General features: G+C 52.5%; 19 protein-coding genes. 3 read left to right on the forward strand and 16 right to left on the reverse strand.

Annotation, left to right across the window (positions count from 1 at the left end):
* Window positions 1-57: 57 nt before the first annotated feature.
* Window positions 58-711 (forward strand): isoprenoid biosynthesis glyoxalase ElbB, encoded by a 654-nt coding sequence (gene elbB, locus HNR65_RS05015; protein ID WP_181550363.1) that lies wholly within the window; start codon window positions 58-60, stop codon window positions 709-711.
* A 28-nt stretch (window positions 712-739) separates the two neighbouring features.
* Here the strand turns inward: elbB and HNR65_RS05020 are convergent, their stop codons facing one another.
* Complete coding sequence (locus HNR65_RS05020) at window positions 740-2,041, reverse strand: CBS domain-containing protein (RefSeq protein WP_181550364.1); 1,302 nt, start codon at window positions 2,039-2,041, stop codon at window positions 740-742.
* Window positions 2,042-2,476: 435 nt separating this feature from the next.
* On the opposite strand from HNR65_RS05020, the gene HNR65_RS05025 reads away from it, so the two are divergent.
* Window positions 2,477-4,576 carry a PilZ domain-containing protein gene (locus HNR65_RS05025; RefSeq protein ID WP_181550365.1) on the forward strand — a complete coding sequence of 700 codons (2,100 nt, stop codon included), beginning with the start codon at window positions 2,477-2,479 and terminating at the stop codon, window positions 4,574-4,576.
* A gap of 12 nt (window positions 4,577-4,588) precedes the next feature.
* On the opposite strand, the gene HNR65_RS05030 is transcribed toward HNR65_RS05025, so the two are convergent.
* The 7 genes from HNR65_RS05030 to HNR65_RS05060 all read right to left on the reverse strand — a co-directional run bounded on the left by HNR65_RS05030 (window position 4,589) and on the right by HNR65_RS05060 (window position 13,501).
* The gene (locus HNR65_RS05030) at window positions 4,589-6,574 is read right to left on the reverse strand and encodes an HD domain-containing phosphohydrolase (RefSeq protein ID WP_181550366.1); all 1,986 of its coding nucleotides are present in this window, start codon (window positions 6,572-6,574) and stop codon (window positions 4,589-4,591) included.
* 168 nt (window positions 6,575-6,742) lie between these two features.
* Complete coding sequence (locus tag HNR65_RS05035) at window positions 6,743-8,863, reverse strand: tetratricopeptide repeat protein (protein ID WP_181550367.1); 2,121 nt, start codon at window positions 8,861-8,863, stop codon at window positions 6,743-6,745.
* Window positions 8,864-8,942: 79 nt separating this feature from the next.
* Window positions 8,943-10,055, reverse strand: a complete 1,113-nt coding sequence (locus tag HNR65_RS05040) for an SPL family radical SAM protein (protein WP_181550368.1) — start codon at window positions 10,053-10,055, stop codon at window positions 8,943-8,945.
* Complete coding sequence (locus HNR65_RS05045; protein ID WP_181550369.1) at window positions 10,042-11,025, reverse strand: ParB/RepB/Spo0J family partition protein; 984 nt, start codon at window positions 11,023-11,025, stop codon at window positions 10,042-10,044. The genes HNR65_RS05040 and HNR65_RS05045 overlap by 14 nt, the downstream gene beginning before the upstream one ends.
* Window positions 11,015-11,911, reverse strand: a complete 897-nt coding sequence (locus tag HNR65_RS05050) for a phosphoribosylaminoimidazolesuccinocarboxamide synthase (RefSeq protein WP_181550370.1) — start codon at window positions 11,909-11,911, stop codon at window positions 11,015-11,017. The genes HNR65_RS05045 and HNR65_RS05050 overlap by 11 nt, the downstream gene beginning before the upstream one ends.
* A 15-nt stretch (window positions 11,912-11,926) precedes the next feature.
* A complete protein-coding gene (locus HNR65_RS05055) occupies window positions 11,927-12,277 on the reverse strand; it encodes a PilZ domain-containing protein (RefSeq protein ID WP_181550371.1) in 351 nt (116 codons plus the stop codon).
* A gap of 42 nt (window positions 12,278-12,319) precedes the next feature.
* Window positions 12,320-13,501 (reverse strand): DUF4388 domain-containing protein, encoded by a 1,182-nt coding sequence (locus tag HNR65_RS05060; protein WP_181550372.1) that lies wholly within the window; start codon window positions 13,499-13,501, stop codon window positions 12,320-12,322.
* Between the two features lie 360 nt (window positions 13,502-13,861).
* On the opposite strand from HNR65_RS05060, the gene mdh reads away from it, so the two are divergent.
* The gene (gene mdh, locus HNR65_RS05065; protein WP_181550373.1) at window positions 13,862-14,791 is read left to right on the forward strand and encodes a malate dehydrogenase; all 930 of its coding nucleotides are present in this window, start codon (window positions 13,862-13,864) and stop codon (window positions 14,789-14,791) included.
* 294 nt (window positions 14,792-15,085) lie between these two features.
* Here the strand turns inward: mdh and HNR65_RS05070 are convergent, their stop codons facing one another.
* The 8 genes from HNR65_RS05070 to HNR65_RS05105 all read right to left on the reverse strand — a co-directional run bounded on the left by HNR65_RS05070 (window position 15,086) and on the right by HNR65_RS05105 (window position 24,162).
* Window positions 15,086-16,102 (reverse strand): DUF4388 domain-containing protein, encoded by a 1,017-nt coding sequence (locus HNR65_RS05070; RefSeq protein ID WP_181550374.1) that lies wholly within the window; start codon window positions 16,100-16,102, stop codon window positions 15,086-15,088.
* A gap of 202 nt (window positions 16,103-16,304) precedes the next feature.
* Window positions 16,305-18,155: an excinuclease ABC subunit UvrC gene (gene uvrC / locus HNR65_RS05075; RefSeq protein WP_181550375.1), complete on the reverse strand. Its 1,851-nt coding sequence runs from the start codon at window positions 18,153-18,155 to the stop codon at window positions 16,305-16,307.
* A gap of 13 nt (window positions 18,156-18,168) precedes the next feature.
* Complete coding sequence (uvrB, locus tag HNR65_RS05080; protein WP_181550376.1) at window positions 18,169-20,187, reverse strand: excinuclease ABC subunit UvrB; 2,019 nt, start codon at window positions 20,185-20,187, stop codon at window positions 18,169-18,171.
* The gene (cysS, locus tag HNR65_RS05085; RefSeq protein WP_181550377.1) at window positions 20,174-21,625 is read right to left on the reverse strand and encodes a cysteine--tRNA ligase; all 1,452 of its coding nucleotides are present in this window, start codon (window positions 21,623-21,625) and stop codon (window positions 20,174-20,176) included. The genes uvrB and cysS overlap by 14 nt, the downstream gene beginning before the upstream one ends.
* A 65-nt stretch (window positions 21,626-21,690) precedes the next feature.
* The gene (ispF, locus tag HNR65_RS05090; RefSeq protein WP_181550378.1) at window positions 21,691-22,158 is read right to left on the reverse strand and encodes a 2-C-methyl-D-erythritol 2,4-cyclodiphosphate synthase; all 468 of its coding nucleotides are present in this window, start codon (window positions 22,156-22,158) and stop codon (window positions 21,691-21,693) included.
* Between the two features lie 50 nt (window positions 22,159-22,208).
* On the reverse strand, window positions 22,209-22,595 hold the full coding sequence (locus HNR65_RS05095) for an SWIM zinc finger family protein (protein WP_181550379.1): 387 nt from the start codon (window positions 22,593-22,595) through the stop codon (window positions 22,209-22,211).
* An 11-nt stretch (window positions 22,596-22,606) separates the two neighbouring features.
* The gene (locus tag HNR65_RS05100; protein WP_181550380.1) at window positions 22,607-23,359 is read right to left on the reverse strand and encodes a histone deacetylase family protein; all 753 of its coding nucleotides are present in this window, start codon (window positions 23,357-23,359) and stop codon (window positions 22,607-22,609) included.
* On the reverse strand, window positions 23,356-24,162 hold the full coding sequence (locus HNR65_RS05105) for a glycerophosphodiester phosphodiesterase (protein ID WP_181550381.1): 807 nt from the start codon (window positions 24,160-24,162) through the stop codon (window positions 23,356-23,358). Before HNR65_RS05105 ends, HNR65_RS05100 begins: the two co-directional genes overlap by 4 nt.
* Window positions 24,163-24,240: the final 78 nt, after the last annotated feature.

Genomic DNA, 24,240 nt, shown 5'->3' on the forward strand with positions numbered 1-24,240 from the left:
CCAGCGTGGGAACCGGTATAACACGCGTTATCTCATACAATCCACAAGGAGTCGGACATGAAAAATGTCGGTGTGCTATTGTCAGGGTGCGGTGTTTACGACGGAACCGAAATCCATGAATCCGTGATCACGCTTTTGGCCCTGGACCGAAACGGTGTTGCTGCAATATGCATGGCACCGGATATGGATCAGCACCACGTGGTGAACCATCTCACGGGCCAGACCTCGGAGGAAAAACGAAATGTGCTGGTTGAATCAGCGCGCATTGCCCGGGGTGAAATCATGGATGTCAGGAAGGTGCGAACCGCTGACTTGGACGCCCTGATCATGCCCGGGGGGTTTGGTGCCGCCAAAAACTTAAGCGATTTTGCCATCAAAGGAAATGAGGCGGCAGTGCACCCCGAGGTCCGCCGGATTATTGCTGAAATGGCCGATGCCGGAAAGCCCATCGGTGCCATTTGCATATCACCGGCGGTTCTGGCCAAAGTTTTGGAAGACCGGCATCCCCAGGTAACCATTGGCAATGATTTGGGCACGGCAGAGGCCATTGAGTCCATGGGCGGGCGGCACACTGTTTGTGACGTGACCGACATCCACGTGGATTCTGAAAACAAATTGGTGACCACCCCTGCCTACATGATCGGGCCCGATATTTCAAAAGTGGCCGAAGGTATTGAAAAACTAATCAATAAGATCCTGGAAATGATTTAAATCCGTTCATAAAAAACATTTTTCCGTATTAATCCGGCAGCACATCATAGAAATAACGCATGGCATCGGACCGGGAGATAATTCCAATGATCTGCCCGTCCTGGATAACCGGCAGTCTTCCGATGTCATGCTTTACCATGAGCCGGGCTGCATGCATCGGGCTCCGGTCCGGGGTGATGGTGATGTTTTTTGTGCTCATAAAAGCCTTCACCGGTGCCGCATACTGGGAAGGCTTTTTCAATTTTTTAAAATCTCGTTTGGAGATAATCCCCACAAGCTTTCCATCCTCACTTACCGGCAGCCCGGTACATCCCTTTTCATCAAGAATTCCGGCGACTTCCTTCATTGACAGATCCGGGGGGACCTGGAAGACCGGATACGACATGATATCGTAAATCTGGATGGAACTTTCCTGGTTGCCCTTGAGCAGTTCCACGAGCCATTCCTTAAGGGAAACCGGGTTGACCGATTTAAGCATTGCCGATCCCGCCCCGGGATGGCCGCCGCCGCCCATGGAGCGCATGATGGAGCCGATATTGATTTCCGCCGCCACGGATCGGCCGATGACAATGCATTTTTCGTTTTCCGGCTGGGCAAATATGCCGAATGCCGCATCCACATTGACGATTTCGCGGTACATGTGCACGACCAGGGAAAGATTGTTGACATGACCGGTAATCCTGGCGGTATTGATACTGACGCTGTAATTATTGATTGTCCGGCGCTTGGCATTTTTGAGCATTTCAAAAAGGATGTCTTTCTGCTTTTCGCCGTATGCCGGCTGCAAAAAAGTTCGCAGAATGGTGAGATCAGCGTTTTGCTCCAGCAGATATCCCGCGGTGTAGGCGTCCTCTGCCGTGGCAGAGGAAAAAATCAGGTTTCCGGTATCCTCATAAAGACCGCTTAAGAAAAGGGTCGCCTGGATGGGGGAAAGATCAATCCCCTGCTCACGGATGGCGCGCAGCATCAAAGTGATGTTGGCCCCTGCAGTATCCTGGATTTGCCAGTCCGGTTCCAGGTCGCAGTCTTCCGGACTGTGATGGTCCCACATCCATACTTCAAGCCCGGGCTTGTTTTTAAGGGTTTCCATTCGGTCGAGCCTGGACCATTTATTGGTATCCACCACAATCAAGCGTGAGACTTCTGACAGGTCAATATCATTGACCCGATACATTTCAAACATGTCCTTGTGAATGGACAAAAATGCCTTGACATTGGGGTTCACCGCTTTGGGAATCACCGCAACGACATCGGGCCAGATCAGGGTTGCGGCCACAACCGATGCAAGTGCGTCAAAATCCATGCTCTGATGGGTGGTTACGATATGCATTGTATTGCCTTTGCCGGATGAAAAAAGATTTGGTCCAACCCCCCGCGGCCGATAGCGCCGGCATCGCCGACACCAAAGTCCTTAGCATTTCCGGGCCTGTGGAAAAAGTCTTTTTTGATGGCGCCGGAAAAGTCCAATATCTGTGTTACGCGCGATTTCTCAGAACCTCACATACGGATAAGCCCCCTGCATTTTTCGAAATCGGGCAAGCCTTGATCTTGAACTTTTTCCGGCGCCATCTGAAAATTGAATTTTTACGAAACCATCTTTTTTTGAAAAAACCTGGTTTTTTGTGGAATACATGTTGCATTTAATAATAACAAGGTGTTATTATTAAATGTATGGGGTTTTATCACTTAACGGAAATTGCCCGGCATATCCCGTGTGACGGCTGCTCCATGGAGGCAGCGGCCCAAACGCCAAATTGAGGCTGTAATGGATTATCTTGCAAAATCCGATCGGATCCGACAGGCCGGAGCAAACACCACGGCCGGCTCGCTGCCGTCCCGGGCGCGCATTATTGATACGGGCCTGGAGCCCGAGACCGGGGGTGCCAAACAGTTTTTGAAAAAAAAAGGTCTCGTCAATCTTTTAAACCTCCGGCACTTCCAAGGCGGGATCATCCATATCCATTTCCGGCACATCCACGACAATCGCCAAATTGCGTTTGAAGCCGTGCCCCGGCCCTGTTTTGGAAAATACCTGGTCTGCTTGTGGAACAGCCCGCCGGGGCCGTATTTCCGGCTTTCGGATTACATGTTTTCGGGTTTTTCCCTTACCGACGGCAATGGACTGATTCAGGCCGAACCCCGGGTCCGTGGCATCAGCGCAAGCGGAATATGCCTGTATCTGCCGGAAAAATCCGCTGTTCACGCAGGGCGAAAGGAACTCCGTCACCCGTGCCCGTCTGTTTCCGCACGGATTATTCAAAACAGCCTGACTTTTTCCGGAACCCTTAAAAATTTAAGCACCTCAGCATTTTGCGTGGCCATAGAAGGCACGCCCGAAGCCCCTGAAGCATGGCTGAACAGCGCGCACGATCTCACCCTGGTGCTTGAATCAAACGGAGCAATGGTTTATTCCGGGCAGTGCCGTATTTTGAAAGCATTTCAGAGTGAACATGAATCCTGCCTTGTGCTCGCGGCGTTAAAGGACACCATTCAGCGATTTTCCCCCCGGGTTTACCGGAGTCGTCGCCTGTTGGTATCCCCTGCCCCGGATGTTGTTTTTCGTCACCCGCTCACTGGAGCCATGGTCGATCTTAAAGCCGCGGATATATCCGGGGCCGGAATTTGCGTCACAGACGAAAAAAACGCAAACGCCCTGATTGCAGGCATGCTTATCGAAGACATGACCCTTTGTTTTGCAAATGCGTTTCAGGTGAAATGCCGGGCCCAGGTGATCTACCGGAAATTTTTGACCTCCGCGCAAAAAGAAAATCAGGTTCAATGCGGTATTGCCTTTCTGGACATGGCACCCAATGATCACATGCGCCTGCTGTCTTTGCTGCACCAGAGCCAGAACGATCACCTCTATATCTGCCATCAGGTGAATATGGATGAATTGTGGGCGTTCTTCTTTGAAACCGGATTTATTTATCCCAGAAAATATTCTTTTATTCAAAACTCCCGGCAGTCCATCCGGGAGACATACAAAAAACTCTACACCTGCCAGCCTGAAATTGCACGCCATTTTACCTGGCAGAAAAACGGAAAAATCATCGCCCATGTGGCGATGCTTCGATTTTATGAAAATACCTGGCTGATCCATCACCTGGCCTCGCGCACGGACAAACGTGTGGGCCTGGGAACCGAAATCATCGACCAACTCGGTGCATTTACCTATGATACCCATCGCCTGGCCTCCGCGCACATGGCTTACGCCATTTGCTATTACCGGCCGTCGAATCGGTTCCCGGCACATTTTTTCGGCGGAGTGGCCGGAAAAATAGGCAATCCCCGGGCCTGCTCAACAGACCGGTTTGCTTATTATCACTGGCATCCGGATCTGAAAGCCAGGGGGCTGCCCCCGGGTTGGAGTCTGGAAAGAGTGGAATACGAGGACCTTAAAGAACTGGAGGCGGCCTACCGTCAGGATTCCGACGGCCTGATGCTCAAAGCCCTGGATTTGATGCCGGAAAAGACATCAAACCCCAGAAGTACCCTAAGTGATTTGTACGCCCACCAAGGATTGAAAAGACAGCGGCGGGTTTTTGCCCTGCGTCAACAGGGCCGGGCAACCGCGCTGCTCATGGCCAATATTTCGGATTTTGCCGTGAATCTTTCGGATTTGACCAACAGCGTCAGTATTTTTGTCATTGACCGCAGTCTTTCTTATGCCATTTTGCACCAGGCCCTCTGCGTGGCGGCAGAGGTGTATGAAACCGGCAAGGTCCCGGTACTGCTCTACCCGTTATCCTATGCCCAACATGCCAAACCGGCCCATGATCGCATCCATCATCGCATCTATGAACTCTGGGTTCTAAACCTGGCTCACACCGATGATTTTTTCAAACATTACCAAAAGCTGAAATAAGGGGGGGCAGCATCAGTTCCGGGAAGACACAACATGAATATTCCGGTCCCTCCGGAACTCGTGTTGTTGATAGCCGGGGTTGTTGTTTTCATAGTATCGGATAAAGGCTTCCACCACCCTGGTGTCAAACAGGGTACCTGCGAATTCTTCCAACTGGCGCATGGCCTGTTCAGGGGGGATGGGCCGGTGATAGTACCGGTTGGCTGTCAGGGCTTCAAAATAGTCTGCCACTGCAATGATCTTTGCGCCCAATGGAATTTCTTTCTCTGTCAGCCCTAAGGGGTAACCGGTGCCGTTAATTTTTTCATGATGGGCGCCGGCGATTTCCGGTACAGGTTCAAGATTTCCCTCAAAATTCATTTGCTTTAAAATTTCATAGGTTTTTCCCGCGTGGGATTTGATCTGCTCATACTCCGCAGGTGTTAATCGGTCCCTTTTCTTTAACAGGGAATCCGGAATACCGATCTTTCCGTAATCATGCAACAGTGCCGCTACCCGGACAGCCTCCTGATAATCCTTATCAATGCCCATTTCATGGCAAATGCCCGAGGCGTATTCGGCCACAAATTCAGAGTGTCCCTTGGTCACCGGATCCCTGGCATCAATGCTGGAGATCATCACCTTGAGTACTGACTTGAGCTGATTTTCCCTTGCCTCTATATGCTGGGTATGTCGAATGCTGATGCCGATCATGTGAGATACGCCCATCAGCAAGCTCATATCGCTGTTTAAAAGCTTTCGCTTGGAACGCATATTGTCCACGGCAACAACCCCCAAACTTTCATTATCACATATAATGGGACAGCAGATAAAGGATAAGGCGCCCATCTGTTTTGCAAATTCCAGGCTGCGATCAGAAAGCGTGCCTTCAATGTCATTGAGGTCATTGATCAGAAAAGGCTTCTGCTCGTGGAAAGACAACACAAACACCCCCCTGGAATTGGGATTGTCCAGTTGGAATTCAATATTTTTCAAAAACCTGGACTGGCTTTGCCCGTAACCGAATCCGGCTGCGAATTTGAGACGGTTTTTTCCCGCATTGCAAAGCATAATCATTCCCCGGTCATAATCCAGACGGGTTTCAAGAATCCGGGCAATGGAGTCAAGGGCGGTTTCCAGGCTGGTATAACGATTCACCACCTGCCCGATTTCCCGGGTCACCTGGGTGTTGTTGTAATTGATTTCAATCTGGTCCACGAGCTGTTCGCTTGAGTTCTGAAGGTTGCGCATTGCCGCAGCCAGGTTTTTTCTGGCCAGCCGATGGCTGACAACGCCTGTGGCCGCCATAAGTACCGCAAAACCGGAAAAAAGGGTCAAGGCGGCAGTGCCCGAAAGCAGGAAAAAAGACAAGATGCAGGCCATGGCAAAGATGCCGAAAATGTAGGTGCGCGCAATCCGAAAATAGTCAAATGCAGAACGCTTGCAGGTGATGATGTATCGGCAGACACTGTCACCCCGCGCCATGCATTCCGGATGTTCGATATTCGTGACGCGATTGTCAAAGATATTGAACATGGCTTCAAAAAAACCTTTGCGATTTTCGCAATGATGCAGGTTTTCACGAACGCCGGGTTTCGGGGTGACTGTGATTTCCACTTTGCCGGGGGTGATCTGCCGGACCTTGTAGTCGACAGATCGGGATAGGTTGCCAAAAGCCTGTTCAATCATTGCAAAAAACCGGCGCGGGTTGGCAAGGGTGTAAAAATAGTGGCCAATGGCGCCGATGGATTCGGGAAAGGCGGCGTAGAGTCCGGCCTCCCGGGCCACTTGGATATTGCCGGTTTTCCGGACCAGTTCCCCGTGGAACCGGTCCACCTGCTCCTGGGTAAACCAGTGGCCCTGATCTTCTACTTCATAAGGTGTCATACCGGCATGGGCCATGACCTCAGAAAACTGGACGTCAGGATATTTTTTCCTGACAAGGTGAAGATAGGCCTTGATAATACGACTGTTATATAACGAAGGATTTGGCTGCCGGATCTGCGTTGGATCTTCCATAATGTTTGTGAAATCCTGGCTCCAGAGTGAAAACAAAACAACCAGCCATTATGTTCTTTTACGTAATCGTCAGCATACTCCGTTTTGAAAAAATTGCAAGTAATTTATTGTTGTTATACACAACATCCTGTTTTTTTTACTTTATTGTATTTTTTCAGCAAATGTTGTTTATTGGCTGTCTTCCCGGGTATGCCGGGGTGCAATCCGGTCCAGGTACCGCACTGCATCCGGATGGCCCTTTTCCGCAGCTTTTTCAATATCTGCCATTCCCTTTTGCCGCTGCCCGGTTTGCACCCGTATCCAGCCTCTTGCATGCAGATACCGAGCGTTTTCCGGCTCCAGGGAAAGCGCATGATCCATGGCGTCCAGGGCTTTTTCAAATTTCCGGTTTTCTGCGTAGGCAAGCGCCAGGTTGCAGTGGGCACCGGCATTTTCAGGATCAAGGGCCACGGCCTTTTCAAAGTGTTTAACCGCTGCATCAATGTTGCCGTATGCCAGATAAAGGCCGCCTTTTTCCGTCCAGTAGCGAGGCTCATCCTTGCTGAAACGTTCCTGGCCGGTTTTGGTCTGCTTTTGGGAAGGCTGCCGGGATTTTTCCGAAGAGGACCGGGAGGTGCTTTGATCCGGTTCCGGGTTTGGTTCGGCCTGTTTTGTTTCCGGAGAAGGTGCAGGGGCCGGGTCTTGTTCAGGACCGGCCGGTACAGGATCCAGTGTGGCAACAAAAGCCATGAATTTTTTAATATCTTCGGTTTTCATGGCGTAACGGCTCCTGACCTTGCCCTCGCTGAGATCCAGGGTGTAATTCAGAGTGCCCGTATCCGGGATTTCCTTATGGGAAGACTGGATTTGTTCAGGTGCCATGGCGCTCATGGTGCGCATGAGCGCCCCCCAGTCCATGGTCATCTCCATGAGAGGCCCGCTGGCCGGAGCCGGTTTAAGCTTTGCAACCTGTGCCATTAAGTCAGCCATTCGCCCGTCATCCGGGGTGACCAGCAAACATCGGTCCTTTACCGCCATCCGGAGGGGCATTTCAAAAATTCTGATATCATCGCCTGGATCCTGAACAATGGGCAGATTGCCTTTGACCCCGACCACGGGGATATCGGCCACGGTGGTTTTTTCCGTTTTGACAAAAACCGGGGCAATGTCCTTGTCCGGATACTGTTTTTTATACATTTCCGTCATCCCCTCTCCGGTTTTCAGAATCCAGGGGATGTATTCAGATTCCAGGTAGTTCACTGACAGATCCCGGTCCGCCTTGATACAACTGACCGCTTCGATGACCAACCCGGCCGGCTCAATGGCCATGGCACCGGCGGTTTCACCGGTAAATGGCGCAACCACGGAGGCGGCTCCCTGCAGGTCAACGCCCATGGTTTTGTACATCTCACCGAAATATTTTTCCGTAAATGCGGTGGTGGCGGAAATATCAAAGGGCCGGCTGCGAAACTGCATACCCAGTTTGTCGGAAAATTCCATTTTCCCCAGAAGCGACTGTGCGTCTTCTTCCATGGCCCGGGCAATAAGATCTTGGAGTTCCGTGTCGGCTGCGGCCAGCACTTCGGAAAAAAAGGCCGTATCCCTGCGATTGAGATCCAGGCCCGTGGAAAATGTCTTTACCTGCTCAAAAAAATTCAGAAATGACCGAATCATGGCTTCTGCCTGATCCGCTTCAAAGGCTTCCGGGCCCTCCATTGCTGTGGATTGCTGCTGCTCAATACCCTGCCGGGCCTTGCGGATCATATCTTCAATCTCGGGTTTGGCCTTTGCCAGTGCCCGGGCTGCGGCAATATCTACAGTAAGCAGCCGGTTTTGGGGATCCTGTGCGTTTTGCACAAGTGCGGATTCCAATTTTTTACCGATGTTGCCCCCCTGGCCCGGAGGCAGGGAAATCAGGTAATAGCCCTGTTTCTCAACGGCGCCATAGGCTGCGGCAAACTCCGGGTTGGGCTCTGTAAACGGTACCAGTACGGCCATTTTCGGTTTTTGTTCAATGGATTTTTCCGAAAGCACCAACCCAAAAACCATTGCCCGATCCGGATCCAGCCACTGTGTCCCTTTCAGGGTCCCTTCAATCAGCGACCTGGGAGACCACTGGGATTTGGCATTCTGTTCTGAAAATGCCTCAATTGTTTTTAAGGCTTCTTCAATGTGGCCAAGCCGAATGGTGATATCCGGCCTGAAATCCGATTTTGCACCAACGGCTGTAGTCATAGGGGCAAAAATAATAAGCTGAATGCAGACAAAAACAAAAAAGAGTGAAAATACACGGAAATTGCGTGTTTTCATAACAGACTCCTTTTAAAGGCTTCAGGGGAAAAAACCGACCTTGGATGAGCAGGAAACTTATGCGAATTTTTTTAAAAAGTCAACCTGCGGGAAACCGTCCGGACAGCTCGCATTTCCGGGCGGCCCTCTGATCCAGCATCATGGGCAGGCCCCCTTTTTCCGCCGGTGAGTGGCCGAGGCATTTCTGCCAGACCTCGTCATCTTCCATGCAGAAATACACAAGCACCTCCGGGGCACGGGATTTAATGGCTTCGATGACACGGGAGTAGAGCTGTATGCGCAAGGGTTTGAAATACCGCATCTTGCCGTCTATGGCCCGGATAAACTCGTTGTAAATAATTTTGGACCCGGCAAAACGCCGGGCCACGATCGGCTTTAATTCCGGCATGAAACGAAAGGAGCCCAGGCTGATCCACACGATGCCCGCCGGGTCGATCCGGGAGAACAACTGCTCAATGACATTTTCATATTCGGCATAACATCCATTGTATAAAATCATGGGATCAAAATGAAAGGCAAGCGGAAAACCCTGTTTCCGGCACTTTTCCGCAGCAGCCAGACGCGCGCCAAGCGCTGCCGTACCCCGCTCCTGGTTTGCAATCACCGCCTCGGTGTTCAGAGACCAGGCCATGATGGTCTTTTTATGATGCGCCAGACCAAGAAGAGGCTCCACGACAGTGGTTTTTGTCTTTAATTCCAGCACGCAGGCTTTCTGGCGGGAAAACAATTCCACCAAGCGGGGGGCCAGGGGGTAGACCGATTCCCATATCAAGCTGTCGGTAAACTCCCCTGTGCCGATTCTGGCGATTTCACCTTTGGCAAAATGCTGCTGCAGACTTGCTTCCATTTCGGCGTGGTTGACAAAAAACTGAAGAACCGGGGGATGAAAATAAGCCTGAAGAATGCAGTAGGCGCAATCCATGGAGCAGTAGGTGCCGATATGCAGGATTTGATAACCGCAGCAGGTATAATAAGAGGTCCCGGGACAATCCCGGAGAAAGGCACCCCGGTTTCGGGCCAGCAGCAAAATAGATTTTCCGGCTTTTTCCGGATCCGGGCTGCGGGCAATTTCCTGATAAACCGACTCGGGATTGTCAATGATTTGCGCGGGCATTTCCAGCCGGCTGCAGATATGCCTTGTGACCGGATAATCTGCTGCACTTCGTTCTATATAGAGTTTACGAATTTTCATTCAAACTTCGATCCAGCAGGTCTTCCAGCTCGGGCTTGCGGCAGATGACAGCCAGTTTTTCAGCGTAGTCACACAATTGCCGGGATTGGGAAAAACGTACGGTCAGCGTATAAACATTGCTTTCAAAACCTGGAGGCGCACTGATATTCATGTTTTCCGGAAGTCCCAGATTTTTCTTTTTCTGCTCAAAGGCGGCCTCGGACCGGCTTAAATTCGGAAAACGCAGATTGTAAAGGGTCCTGCGCAGGGCCTGGAGCTGACGGCGCCGGTCTGTGCGGCTTGCATGCAAAATTTCTGAAAAATCCGAACAGGCCAAAACATCGGCCGGGGATTTGTCCTGAAGGCAGGCCAGTTCATACAGGCCGGTAAAAATTTCCTGCTGGTGGTTGACCGTGGGTTTGAGGTTTTGACAAAGCCCGGCAAAGGCAACTGCTGATGATTCATCCATCATCTCCAGGTTCAGAGCGATATTCAGCGACATCCGGTTTTGGGCCACAGCCTGCTGCACAGCCCGGGGCAAGGCCAGCAAACGGGTCAGTTTCCCAATCAGCTCCGGATTGATCCGCAGGCCCAGTGGGCCGGCCATTTGCGCGGCCCGTTTGGTATCACCATCGCAGACATCCATCAGCCCCGCCGCGGCCCGGGCCTGCTCCAGCAGGTTCAGGGAACGGGTCACGGCATTGTCTGCAATGGCGATTTTCCAGCCGGAAAGTTTTGGGGCGTCCGCCGGCAGCACACGGCATGTCAACTGCGGCCATCCGAGCTTGCGGCATACGGTTATACGCCTGAAACCGGCCACGACCCGGAAGGCTTTGTCAGCCTCCCGCTGCTGGACCCAAGGCAGGGATATCAGCCCTGCCTCACCAATGGAGTCGGAAAGATCCTCCGGCGGATCGGGATCAGAAATCTGGTACCGATTGTCCCCGGTGTCGATTTTATCTAAAAAAATCAGGCGGGCTTCAACTTGCATCCGTCTGGCCGACCAGGGCCTGGAGCGCCTCCAGGTACTTGCTTTTGGTATTTTCAATCACTTCGGCGGGCAGATGGGGCGGCGGCGGGGTCTTGTCCCAGTCAACCGAGTTTAAGTAATCGCGAAGATACTGTTTGTCAAAGCTTGCCTGGGGTCCGCCGGGCTGGTAAGTGGCCTTGGGCCAGAACCGGGATGAATCCGGGGTGAGCACTTCATCAATGAGAATCAGTCCGTTTTCATTCTCTCCAAATTCAAACTTTGTATCGGCAATGATAATGCCGCTTTTTTCCGCGATTTCAGCGCCCTTCTGATAAATCTCAAGGCTGAGATCCCGGACCTGCTGCGCCTTTTGGGTACCGATCAGATCCACCATGTGGTCATAGGAAATATTGATGTCATGCTCGCCAAGCTCTGCCTTGGTAGAGGGGGTGAAAATGGGTTCCGGCAGCCTGTCGGATTCCCTGAGTCCGTCGGGAAGGCGTATGCCGCAGACCTCTCCGGTTTTCTGGTAGGATTTCCATCCAGAACCTGAGATATAGCCACGCACAACGCATTCCACAGGCAGGGGCCGGGTCTTTTTGACCAGCATGCTGCGGCCTTCGAGTTCATCGCGATACTGCCGGCAGATTTGCGGGTACTGGTCCACGTCACTGGCAATTACGTGATTGTCAATAATGGAGCTGATAATGTCAAACCAGAACAGGGAGATCCGGGTCAAAATCTTGCCCTTTCCGGGAACAGGATCTTTCATGATCACATCAAAAGCCGAAATCCGATCCGTGGCAACCATCAGCAGGCGGTCCTCGAGATCGTATACATCGCGCACTTTGCCGCGCTTGAAAACCGACAGATCGTCAAATTTTGTTTCAAAAACCGTTTGTGCCATTGTACCTTCCTGACATTAACTGTATTGTTTGTTAAATTCCCGGACAAAGCGCGTAATAATCTCCCGGCTGCCCGGATCCAGGTCGTAGAATTCCACACCGGACTCAAACCTTGCCATCTCATTGCGGTTGCAGTAAATCACCCTTCCCTTGACGTCAACAACTTCATCTTCGAGGCCGACAGCCAGCAGAACAATGTACTGAGTTTCAATGGGCTCGTGGGTTTCAAGCTTCAGGCCGATATCATTGATGTTCAAAGTGCGCCCCATACCCTGCTTCCATTCTTTTCCTTCTTCGTCGATACAGACGTATGAAAGAAGCTGAATGGATTCATACCGCTGCTGTTGTCTTTGTTCGTTTTTTGTCATCTCCTCGGCTCCTTGTAAGGGGATTGGCAGATCCTGACCGTATCAATCCGCATCGTCGGATTGGCCGGCGGATCGGATCAGATCAAAAATCCGGCCCGTGGTGACAGATATGGAATTGGTCATATTCTGAATCATGTTTTTCAGCGTGCTGGATAAGGCCTCGTATTCCTGTTCGACCACGCTGGCTTCAATGGGCTGCACCGCAATGTCGTCGGACACATACACATGTGCGGAATAAGGTTCATGGGCGGCGTTTAAAAACGGAATTCTGCCGATAAGGTCACCGACGCCCAGAGTGAGCAAGTGTATGTACTTTTTTTTCATTTTTACATAAACAAAAGCCTGTCCCCGGGTAATAAAAAAAATTTTGTGCTCATTTTGTTTTTTGTCAATAAATCGTTTGCCCCCGGGTTTGCCGGATAGCGGGGGGGAGTGCTTGAGCACCAGTGCCGTACAGACATCAGTGAGCTGCTTCATCCGCTTGTCCATGGAAATCAAAATATTTTGAAACATCTCAGAAAGACTCGAATACTCCCGGGCAATAAGTTCTGAGTCGACCACCCCGAGCTGCACCCGGCCCACAGCGTAAATACTGGCGCTGCGAACATTGCCGTCGCGAAGAAAGGACACAATACTGCCGATAAATGCGCCTTCTGTCATGCGCAGAATCGGCGCCTTACCGTTTTCGGTTATCCGAACCACTTCCACAGTGCCCTCAAGAATCACCCAGAACCAGTTGCCAAAGCGGTTCTGGATGACAATTTCATCTCCGTCCTGAAAAATTTCTTCATCCACAACATAGACATAATCCACCACCGGACCATTGAGAACCGGCAGCTGATCAGGACCGGACCGACTTTTGTGCGAATCCGAATCGTTTTCTCCCATAATCGGAATCACTCCTTCATCAACCAGGCGAAGACCATCGAGTATGAGTTCCATCCGGCTTTTTTTAATGACCGGATCCCGATTGACATCTTCTTCCATGAATTCAAAATGGGCTTTCCGCCAACCAAAAAAGCCGTTTAAGGCCTCCAGACCTGTTATTTTTCCGTATTCGGCATCCACGGGGTTGCCGTTTTTTAAATAAATATAACCGGGCACCCCGCTCCAGGAACTGGAGATTTTCAAAATCCCGGTACTGCCGCCGCCGCCGAGTTGCTGGAGCAGTTCGGCCAGCCCGAGAAATGCCAGACTTCCTTTTAACACCACATTTGATTCCATTGTCACCTGGTTGTATCTTCGCTGAAATGGTCGTTAAATGCATTTGTCCCGGGCGATATGAGCTGAATCAATAAAAGAAAGCACTTGTATCAATAACATCGCATGATGCTGCTAGCATACTGATTTCACCACTGGAGCTCAAGAAAATTTTTCATAAATGCTTTATGCCGCCATTGTGCCAACCCCCTTGAAGAACAGCAACAGGAAGGCAAAGCGTAAAATTGCGCTTGACAACTCCGGCCGGCAATGGAATGCCTAAGCAGGGACTGTGACAAATCACGGGCAATCATGCCGCATTTCTCTTGCATGTCCGTTTACGGGGCTGCTGGAACAATAAAACCACATACAAAGGAGTGAACAATGGACAAAAAAGTGACCGTTGTGGGTGCCGGCAATGTCGGGGCCACTGCTGCCCAGCGACTGGCGGAAAAACAATTGTGTGACGTGGTGCTGGTGGATATTGCCGAAGGCCTGCCTCAGGGAAAGGCTTTGGATCTGGCCGAGGCCGCTCCCATTGAAAAACATGATGCCTGCCTTACGGGAACCAATGACTACGGGGAAACCGCAGGCTCTGATATTGTCATCATAACCGCCGGCATCCCCAGAAAACCGGGTATGAGCCGTGATGACCTTTTAAAGACCAATTCCGACATCATGAAAAGCGTTGTTAAAAACATTGCGGAAAAATCGCCTGACGCCATTCTCATCATCGTGAGCAATCCTTTGGACGCCATGTGTCATGTGGCCTTCGAGGCTTCCGGTTTTGACAAAAAACGGGTCATCGGTATGGCCGGGGTGCTGGATTCCGCCCGGTTCCGCTGCTTTATCGCCCGGGAGCTCAATGTTTCAGTTGAAAATACCCACGCTTTCGTACTCGGCGGCCACGGCGACACCATGGTCCCCCTGCCCCGGTTTTCCACCGTGGCCGGCATTCCCATCACAGAGCTGATGTCAAAGGACCGAATTGACGCCCTGGTGGACCGCACCCGCACCGGCGGGGCGGAAATTGTCTCATTGCTCAAAACCGGAAGCGCCTTTTATGCCCCTGCTTCAGCAGCAGTGGAAATGGCCGAGTCCATTTTAAAAGACAAGAAAAAAATTCTTCCCTGCGCGGTTTACCTGGAAGGTGAATACAACATCAACGGCCTGTTTATCGGGGTGCCGGTAAAACTGGGCAGCACCGGCATCGAGGAAGTGATTGAAATCGAACTAAAAGACGACGAGGCCGCAGATCTGCAGAAATCCGCAGATGCTGTGCGCTCCCTGGTCGATGCCATGGCCGCACTTTAATGGGCACCTGAATTGAGCGATTTTTAAGCATCCGCCCCGTTGGCGGCCGGTCTTTGCCCTCTCCTGACCGGCCGCCGTTGGCACTGAGTCGACAACGAAAACGTCAGGGCTTTTTCTTAAATCTGAATTGAGCGATTGTGAATACTGATGTACCCGAAAAAAGTCGCGATCCGACGGCTTTGTAAAAGTCCAAGATCAAGGCTTGTGCGATTTCGAAGAAAGCAGCCGGCTTAGCGTATGTGAAATTCTAAGGAATCGTGCGTAACGCAGATATTGGATTTTGCAAAGCCGTCACTACTGCCTGCAGTTATTGCAGGCTTCCTGCCAAAGCAGATTCAGCAGGGTTTTCATAAAGGATGTGCGGCTTTGTTCCAGGAGACTTTCCAATTGGGCTTTTTCTGACGGGTCATTCATTTTTCGGGCTTCATTGCCCACCGATTCCATTAAAATATCAGGGTCTGCGGCATCCCGGAACAGCCGGGTCAGGGCCAGGCGCAGAATGCTGCTGCGCGGAAGCGCCAGGGAATCCAGGGTTTGTCTGAACTGCCGGGCGTCCACCCCCCGGAGCTGTTCCACGGCCCGGGCTGCAGATTCATTCATCGGCAGGGACTGCAGGATTTCGATTGCCCCGGCCGAGACCAGGGAATGGATGACCCGGTAGCCGGTAAAATCATCCCATCCGGTTTCGTCAATAACCTGACGCACTGTGGATTGGCCGTTGATCATGGACAAAAGCATTGACTCATCCGTATTGAATTCGAGGTTTTGGCTTGTTTGTTCATGATCGCAGGGCTTGAGCACGGACTGGTCATCCGGGATTTGTTTTTTCAGCGCTGCCAGTTCATCAATCCTGCGGGAGGCTTCCAACAGGATGTTCATGGTGTTAAATGCACTGCCCACAATCCGTTTCAGGTCTATGGATTCATCTTTGTACACGAACTGCCCGGTTTGCCACAAAAATACGTTATAAAGAGAATTTTCCGCCTGTTGGAGCAAAAAGCCGTTTAGTTCCGCTACTGTGATTTTGCCCTGTTCCACAAGGGTTTTTCCGATACCCTGGTTTTTTTCCCGGCTTGCCGTCAGGGCGGCTTCCAGGGTTTGGGCACTGATCAGGCCGTTGTTGACCAGCAATTGCCCGATCCGGTTGCTTTTGCGAGATTCCGTGGCAAATACGATATCGCCTTCCTGCATCAGGATCTGTACTTGGTTGCTCTCAGAGCTGATGGTCAGCCTTCCGCTTTTTCTTTCATACTTGATCATCTGAAGAAGGTTTGAAAGATCAAATGTATCAAGGCTTCCCTGGATGGCCATGCTCTCTCCTGTATAAACGGGTCAAAAAATTATCCGCCAATATTTCATGGCATGGTAAAAAGTCTGATTTCCGATGGTGCCGTAAAAAGCTCAAGATCAAGGCTTGCGCAATTTCGAAGAATGCAGCGTACTGATCCGTACGTGAAATTCTGAGAAATTGCGCGTAACGCAGATATTGGACTTTTTCCGGCACCATCACGGCTTATTGCCCGGAAAGGCCGGATTGAATGGATTGGGCGGCTTTTCGTGTCATGCCGGAAAGCCCTGCGAGCTCCTCGACCGGGGCTGCGGCAATGGCCTCGATGCTGCCGTAATGCTGAAGCAAAACAGCCTTTCTCCTGGGCCCGATACCGGCGATATCATCTAAGGCCGAATGCAGGCTCCGGCTGCTTCGTCGCTTGCGGTGAAATGACACGGCCCGGCGATGGGCCTCGTCGCGGATGCGCTGGAGCAGATGCAATTGCCCGGTATGCTGTTGAAAATTAACCGGATTGGCCCGGCCCGGGAGGTAAATCTTGTCTTCGGGCTCGCCTTTGGCCTCGTCTTTTTTGGCAATGCCGATCACCCCGAACCGCCCGGATAGTCCAAGTTCGTCTATCACTGCAAGGGCAATGTTGAGCTGGCCCTTGCCGCCGTCCACCATGAGAAGATCCGGCAGGGATATGTCCTTTTCCTCTCCGGTGTCTGAAGAAAAGCGCCGGAACAGCACCTCCCGCATACAGGCATAATCATCCTGAGCTGAAACCCCCTGGATCCGGTAATGGCGGTAAAGCGATTTTTTGGGCACACCGTCTTCAAACACCACCAGACCGGCCACCAGGTCGGTGCCCGACAAACCCGAGTTGTCCACGCATTCAATCCGGCGGGGATATCTGTCCAGTCCAAGACGTTTTTCCAGGCCTCCAAGCAGGTGGGCTGCTGAGTTTTCCTCCTCTGTCAGGGCCTGGAGCCGCTGTCGGGCGTTTTGGACCGCCATTTCCACAAGGCGCCGCTTTTCTCCCCGCACCGGGGTGTGAAGCACCGCCTTGCGCCCCCGCATTTCCGAAAGCCAGCTTGCGTAAAGCCCCCTGTCCCGTGGCGGCGTATGCGTCAAAACTTCGCCGGGCACCGCCGGGTTCTGCTCATAGTATTGCTTGATAACAGCCCCGAGGATTTCCGCATCTTCTGAAATCGCGTCCTTGATCAAAAAATCCCGCATCCCCTGTAAATAGCCATTTCGCACCTTTAAAAGCATCACAACGGCTTTTTCCGGGCTTCGCTCCACTGCAAAAACGTCCCGGTCCACAAAGTCGGTGGTCACGGCCACCTGCTTTTCCAGGGTTTTTTCCAGTGCATAGACCTTGTCCCGGAGCTGAGCAGCGGTCTCATAATCCTGGCTGTCCGCGGCCTCCTTCATTTCCGCCCGAATCCAGCGGATCAAGTCCGGGGTGCGCCCCTGGAGAAACATGCGCACCTCGTGAACAATTTTGCCGTATTCCTGCTGATCCACATGAAAGCAGCACGGGGCCAGGCAGGCGCCGATCTGATAGTTCAGGCAAGGCCTGGAGCGGGGCTTGACCTGCGGTGACCGGCATTTGCGCAGCTTAAACACCCGGTGGATCATTTTCAGGGTCTGCTTGACCGCACCGGCCGATGCATAAGGGCCGAAATACAGGGCTCCGTCCTTTTTGGGCTTTCGCACAACCGTGAGATTGGGATAAGCCTCGGAAAGATCCATGCGCAAAGACGGATAGCGCTTGTCATCTTTTAGGATCACGTTGTAGCGGGGCCGGTAGCGCTTGATCAGGTTGGATTCCAGGATCAGGGCCTCGGTCTCCGAGGCCGTGACCACGGTCTCGAAATCCGCAATATGTTTGACCAGAACCCCTGTTTTGGCATCCATTCGCGATGAGGCATCCGAGAAATATGAACGGATGCGGTTTTTCAGATTTGCCGCCTTGCCCACGTAAATGACTTTGCCCTCGGCGTTTTTCATCAAATACACCCCGGGGCTTTTTGGCGTGCGGGCAATTTTGTCCGCCGGGCCCGGAGTCTGATTTTCTCCTTCGCCCATTGGCTGCCGGGTTTCAGACTGCGGCTTCAAAATCAAACACCATCATCTTTTTCAGTGTCTTGACCCGGTCGCGGTACCGGGCCGCCTTCTCAAACTCCAGGTTGTCTGCAGCCTTTCGCATTTTGGCTTCCAGCTCCCGGATCCGGCGCTCGACTTTCTGATCCGATCCATAAGTGGCTGCGGTTTCGGCCACCTGTTGCTCCGGTGCTTGTGAGCCGGTCTTTTCATAGGGCGATCCAAAGGCTGAGGCCAGGGATTTTTCAATGGTTGCCGGAATGATGTTATGTTCCTGGTTATAATCTTTCTGGATGCGGCGGCGGCGCCCGGTTTCCTCCATTGCATGACGCATGGCCGGGGTGACGGTTTCAGCATACATGATGACCGTGCCGCTGGCATTTCTGGCCGCCCGGCCAAAGGTCTGGATCAGGGACCGGGCGGAACGCAAAAACCCCTCTTTGTCCGCATCCAGGATCGCCACCAGGGAGACTTCGGGAATATCCAGGCCTTCGCGCAGCAGGTTGATGCCCACCAGCACGTCAAATTCACCCGCCCGGAGATCGCGGATGATCTCGATGCGCTCCAGGGTTTTGATATCCGAATGCAGGTAGCGGACGCGCACTCCCAGGTCCGTGTAATATTCGGTCAGGTCCTCTGCCATTCGCTTGGTCAGGGTAGTGACCAGCACCCGCTGGTTTGCACGGATTCTTTGCTGAATTTCAGAGTACAGGTCGTCGACCTGATTTTTGGCGCTTCTGACTTCCATTTCCGGATCAATCAAGCCCGTGGGCCGCACAATCTGCTCCATGACCGCTTCCCCGGATTTTTCCAGTTCGTAGTCAGACGGTGTGGCAGATACATAAATCACCTGTGAGACACGCCGGCTGAACTCTTCAAACCGAAGCGGTCGGTTATCCAGGGCAGAGGGCAGCCGGAATCCGTATTCCACAAGGGTTTGTTTTCTGGACCGGTCGCCGTTATACATCCCCCGGATTTGAGGGACGCTGATATGGCTTTCATCAATGAAAAGCAGAAAGTCGTCCGGAAAATAATCCAGCAGCGTGGGCGGGGGTTGGCCTGGTGCGCGGCCGGTGATGTGTCTGGCGTAATTTTCAATGCCGTTGCAATAGCCCAGTTCCAGAATCATTTCCATGTCGTATCGGGTTCTCTCCTCGATGCGCTGGGCCTCGATGAGCTTTCCCGTGTCCCGGAAATGATCGATCCTGTGCTTGAGTTCTTCCTGGATATCGTCGATGATCCGCCGCCGGCCGCGCTCCTGGGTGACGTAATGGCTGGCCGGATAAATGGTGGTGCCGTTGACCCGTCCTTTGACCTTGCCGGTCAGCGGGTCGATTTCCGAAATGGCCTCGATCACGTCCCCAAAAAACTCCACTCGTATGGCCCGGTCCTCTTCGTAGGCCGGAAATATCTCCACCCGGTCGCCCCTAACCCGAAAAACCCCCCGGTAAAAATCCATGTCGTTTCTCTGGTACTGCATCTCAACCAGATCAGCCAGCAGCTTGTCCCGGGTCAACTCCATGTCCGTTTCCAGATCCAGACGCATGGCCAGGTAATCCTCGGGTGCCCCCAGACCGAAGATGCACGAAACACTGGCCACCACCAGCACGTCTTTTCTCGACAGCACCGAGCGCGTTGCCGAGTGGCGCATCTTGTCAATCATTTCATTAATCGAGGAATCCTTCTGGATATAGGTATCTGATACCGGAAGATAGGCCTCGGGCTGGTAGTAGTCGTAATAACTGACAAAATACTCCACCGCATTTTCCGGGAAAAAGGACTTGAACTCATTGTAGAGCTGGGCGGCCAGGGTCTTGTTCGGGGCGATCACCAGGGTGGGTTTCTGAACCTCGGCAACCACATTGGCCATGGTAAAGGTCTTGCCAGATCCGGTTACACCGAGCATGACCTGGTGGGCCAGTCCATTATTGACACCGCGGGTGAGGCCGGAAATGGCCCCGGGCTGGTCTCCCCTGGGCGTCATTTCCGTATGCAGGGCAAATTTACGCTTTTCCATCGCCGTGTTTCCAAATCGTGCCGTCAGGACGGTCTTCGAGAATGATGTTGCGCGCTTTGAGATCGTCCCGGATCCGGTCTGCCAGGGCAAAATTCTTTTCCCTTCGGGCCCGGGTCCGCTGCCCGATCTGGTCTTCAATCCATTGGGCATCGATCTGCTGATCCTTTAGCACGGCATTTTTGCGCTGCTGAAAATACTGCTGCGGGGTTTCGGCCATCAGGCCGATGATCTGCCCGATACGCAGCATATCTTTGAGCCGGCCCAGAACTTCTGGATTTTGGAAGGCTTCCGGTGCCCCTTTTTCATCGATCTGACGGTTTAACTCCCGCACGGCCTCAAACAAAAGCCCCATGCCCCGGGCGGTGTTAAAGTCATCATCCATGGCTTCGCAAAACCGCTGCCACAGCTCGGTCCCTGAATCCCCGGAAACCTGCGGCGGCCAGGCGTCAAAGACCGGGGCCACCCTTTCGAGCAGGCCGTAAATCTTGTCCAGGGACGCGGCTGCCTCTGCCATGGCCTGCTCCGTATAGTCTATGGGCGAGCGGTAATGATTGGAAACCAGAAACAGGCGCAGCACTTCAGGGTGCCAGGCCCTGACAATGTCTTTGATCATCAAAAAATTGCCCAGGGACTTGGACATTTTCTCCTGGTTGATATTGATAAACCCGTTGTGAATCCAGTAGAAGGCAAAGGGCTTGCCAAATGCCGCCTCTGACTGGGCGATTTCATTTTCATGATGGGGAAAGATCAGATCCTTTCCCCCGCCGTGGATATCAAAGCTCTGGCCCAGGTACTCGGCGCTCATGGCCGAGCACTCAATATGCCAGCCCGGCCGACCCTTTCCCCAGGGGCTGTCCCAGGCCGGCTCACCGGACTTGGAAGCTTTCCACAAAACAAAATCAAACGGGCTATGCTTTCGCGGATCCACATCCACACGTGCCCCGGCTTCCATGTCCTCAAGTTTTCTGCCAGAGAGTTTTCCGTATTCCGGCCATTTTTCAACGGCAAAATACACGTCCCCGTCCACCGGGTAGGCATAGCCCTTTTCAATGAGGATGCGAACGATGGTTATAATCTGGGATATATGGTCAGTGGCCAGGGGCTCCAGGTCAGGAGGCTGCATGTTGAGCGATTCCATGTCCGCATGAAACTCGTCAATGCAGCGGGCGGCCAGTTCCGTGGAGGAGATTCCCAGATCGTTGGCCCGCTGGATAATCTTGTCATCCACATCCGTGAAATTGCGCACGTAATACACATCATATCCCCGGGCCTTCAAGTAGCGGTAGATCACGTCAAAGACGACGATGGACCGGGCATGGCCGATATGACAGGAGTCATAGACCGTGGGGCCGCAGACATACATGCGGATTTTGCCGGGTGTCATCGGATCCAATGGCTGCTTGCATCGCCCCAGTGTATTATAGACTTTAATAGTCATGGTTTTTGTCCGTCTGGTGTGGTTGGGTCAGAAAATTGTTTTAACAAAATAAATCAGATCACGTATTATTCAAGCAAAACCACGCACATGGCGGCTATGGCGGCCTCGCGGCCAATGATCCCGAGTTTTTCCGTGGTGGTAGCCTTGATGTTTACCCGCTCCGGTTCAATTTCAAGGACTTCTGCGATCCGGGTGGCCATTTCCCTGGTATAGCCCGCCAGTTTCGGCTGCTGGGCAAAAATTGTGGCATCGATGTTGCCGATGGTTGGGCACTTCACGCGCGCCTTCTGCCAGGTCTGTTTCAGCAGCACCATGCTGGAAATATCCTTGTAGGCCGGATCGGTATCCGGAAAGTGCTGTCCGATATCGCCCAGTCCGGCGGCGCCAAAAATAGCGTCGCATGCGGAATGCACAAGTACATCTGCGTCTGAATGGCCAACCAAACCCTTATCATGGGAAATTTTCACGCCGCCCAGCACGAGGCGCCGTCCGGCAGCCAGTTGATGAATGTCGTAGCCAACACCTACACGCATATACAGATTCTATCCTTATCACAACGCGCCATAGTGGTAAACCCGTCCTGTTATAGTAAAAAAAATCGCTGGTCATTTGAGGGTGCAAAGGGTACGGGAATGTTTTTTTTCAAATAGGCGATATATTCAAGGATTGCGGCAATGCCGTGTTCACAGGCCCCCTCCCCCTGACAGGCGCAATGGCAGAACAATTCCTCGTGATCAAATCCCACATGGGTGGCAAAGACCTCCTCTGCCTGAATCCATGTCAGCAAACCGCCGTCTGCGGTTTTTGAAAGCTGCTTGACCGATCCTTTGCGCTGCAGGTTTCTTCCGGCCGTGAGCACATCTTTTCCCGCCCATGCAGTGAGATCCCCCCAGGTCAACTCCCGGAACCGGTCGGTGCCTGAATTTCCGTTTTCCATGGTCATTGCGTATTCATCCGGGTTAACGGGCAAAACCGGCTGCCTTAGGCAAGCGGTTCAGCCATGCCGTTGACCAAAGCAGCAACGTTTTGGCCAAGCACGCTGTGGTTGTATCCGCCCTCGAGAATGGCAAAGCATCCGCCGCCCCGCTCAAAGGCGGATTGGCTTGCTTTTTTCCCGATATGGTAATAGTCCTCGGTTGCCATCAATCCGCCCCAGTCCTGCATATGATTGTCAAATCCGGCGGATATGCCGATGATATCCGCCCGGCTGGCGGCCAGAATCCGGTTGACTTCGGCCATGTATTGCTCCCGGGTATTTTTGGCCGGATTATGGATTTCAACCCAGTCATAATGGTCCAGGATGTTAACGGTTCCATCGCCGTAATGAAGATCAATGTCAAGCACCAAGGCCGTGTTAATGAGGTTTTGGCTCTTTAGGGTCAGCAGGGCAATGGCCATGTTGTTAAAATAGCAGAAACCCCAAGCCGTTTCCGCGGACGCATGATGTCCCGGTGGCCGAATAACGGCAAATGCGGGTTCAGAAAGACCGATCCGGGCGGCCTGGACCGCCCCGCCCGCGGCCAGGGCGGCTATGTCGTAGAGATCCTTGCGCCGGACATTTTCAATATGAACATTGGAATGCGCCAGCTCAATGAGATTTTCAGGGGCCGGCTCTGCATCCACCATTTCCGCGTGAGACGGCAGCCGGTCTACAATGGCTTCAATCCGGCCCGGAGCTGATGCCGGATCCGAAGTGTAGACCGGATAAAAAAACTGATGAAACACGACTTTCATGGCGCCTCCTTGATCACCTCCGCAGGTGCATCGGTCATAATGACATCCACTCCCATGTTCCGGGCGCTGTCCGCATCCGCAGGCCGGTTGCAGGAGTATACCGCAACAATGTGGCCGGCTGCATGGCACTGGTCAACAAACTTCCGGGTGAGCCGGTCAAAAGGCAGACAATATCCCCGGATCAATTGCTGCATTTTCCGGGACAACTTTCCGGAAAACGGCCACGGGCCGTGAATATTTAAAATGCAGGGCAAATCAGGGGCAAGTTCATGCGCGTCTGTTAGTATACCTGCATCAAAACTCAGAATATACAGATTTCGGCGAAAACATGCCGGCACGTGAAGATCGATTTGCTCCATAACCCCTGCAGCCAGCAGGCTCCGGCCGTTGCGGTCAGCCGGGGGCGCGGCGCCGGCTTTCAGTTCGATCATGAGCAGGCCCTGGTGCGCATATCGCTGCAGCACTTGTGTCAGGGTCATGATCCGGCTGCCGGCATACCGGTCAGAAAACCATTTGCCAAGGTCAAGTTTGCGAAGCGATTCCAGGGTGCACCCGGAAACCCGTTTTTTGATGCCGGCAATTCTTTCCAGGCTATCATCATGGAAAATCACGGGAACGTGATCAGCCGTCAATTGCACGTCGAATTCAATGCCGTGGGCACCCCGGCAAAAAGCCAGGTCAAAAGCGGCCTGGCCATTTTCCGGGGCTTCGGCCATGGCTCCCCGGTGAGCAATCAGCCAGGGAAAATCCAGCAATCCGCCGTTGCTCCCGTTTTTACCGGGTATTGGCCGTTCCTTTCTCATAAAACCGGATTTTTCCCCACCATGATTTCAACTACAATAACAATAACCGGATTTAAACATTTTCTCAAGCCGGATGGC

Source organism: Desulfosalsimonas propionicica, from assembly GCF_013761005.1.
Taxonomy (GTDB): Bacteria; Desulfobacterota; Desulfobacteria; order Desulfobacterales; family Desulfosalsimonadaceae; genus Desulfosalsimonas; species Desulfosalsimonas propionicica.

What these genes read in the sequence shown, in the direction of transcription:
- HNR65_RS05055 (WP_181550371.1), bottom strand. Translation starts at nt 12,277, where the DNA reads ATGACAAAAAACGAACAAAGACAACAGCAGCGGTATGAATCCATTCAG.
- HNR65_RS05060 (WP_181550372.1), bottom strand. Translation starts at nt 13,501, where the DNA reads ATGGAATCAAATGTGGTGTTAAAAGGAAGTCTGGCATTTCTCGGGCTG.
- HNR65_RS05070 (WP_181550374.1), bottom strand. Translation starts at nt 16,102, where the DNA reads ATGGCCATCCAGGGAAGCCTTGATACATTTGATCTTTCAAACCTTCTT.
- HNR65_RS05050 (WP_181550370.1), bottom strand. Translation starts at nt 11,911, where the DNA reads ATGGCACAAACGGTTTTTGAAACAAAATTTGACGATCTGTCGGTTTTC.
- HNR65_RS05105 (WP_181550381.1), bottom strand. Translation starts at nt 24,162, where the DNA reads ATGAGAAAGGAACGGCCAATACCCGGTAAAAACGGGAGCAACGGCGGA.
- uvrC (WP_181550375.1), bottom strand. Translation starts at nt 18,155, where the DNA reads ATGGGCGAAGGAGAAAATCAGACTCCGGGCCCGGCGGACAAAATTGCC.
- ispF (WP_181550378.1), bottom strand. Translation starts at nt 22,158, where the DNA reads ATGCGTGTAGGTGTTGGCTACGACATTCATCAACTGGCTGCCGGACGG.
- elbB (WP_181550363.1), top strand. Translation starts at nt 58, where the DNA reads ATGAAAAATGTCGGTGTGCTATTGTCAGGGTGCGGTGTTTACGACGGA.
- HNR65_RS05040 (WP_181550368.1), bottom strand. Translation starts at nt 10,055, where the DNA reads ATGAAAATTCGTAAACTCTATATAGAACGAAGTGCAGCAGATTATCCG.
- HNR65_RS05025 (WP_181550365.1), top strand. Translation starts at nt 2,477, where the DNA reads ATGGATTATCTTGCAAAATCCGATCGGATCCGACAGGCCGGAGCAAAC.
- HNR65_RS05045 (WP_181550369.1), bottom strand. Translation starts at nt 11,025, where the DNA reads ATGCAAGTTGAAGCCCGCCTGATTTTTTTAGATAAAATCGACACCGGG.
- mdh (WP_181550373.1), top strand. Translation starts at nt 13,862, where the DNA reads ATGGACAAAAAAGTGACCGTTGTGGGTGCCGGCAATGTCGGGGCCACT.
- HNR65_RS05030 (WP_181550366.1), bottom strand. Translation starts at nt 6,574, where the DNA reads ATGGAAGATCCAACGCAGATCCGGCAGCCAAATCCTTCGTTATATAAC.
- HNR65_RS05020 (WP_181550364.1), bottom strand. Translation starts at nt 2,041, where the DNA reads ATGCATATCGTAACCACCCATCAGAGCATGGATTTTGACGCACTTGCA.
- HNR65_RS05035 (WP_181550367.1), bottom strand. Translation starts at nt 8,863, where the DNA reads ATGAAAACACGCAATTTCCGTGTATTTTCACTCTTTTTTGTTTTTGTC.
- cysS (WP_181550377.1), bottom strand. Translation starts at nt 21,625, where the DNA reads ATGACTATTAAAGTCTATAATACACTGGGGCGATGCAAGCAGCCATTG.
- uvrB (WP_181550376.1), bottom strand. Translation starts at nt 20,187, where the DNA reads ATGGAAAAGCGTAAATTTGCCCTGCATACGGAAATGACGCCCAGGGGA.
- HNR65_RS05100 (WP_181550380.1), bottom strand. Translation starts at nt 23,359, where the DNA reads ATGAAAGTCGTGTTTCATCAGTTTTTTTATCCGGTCTACACTTCGGAT.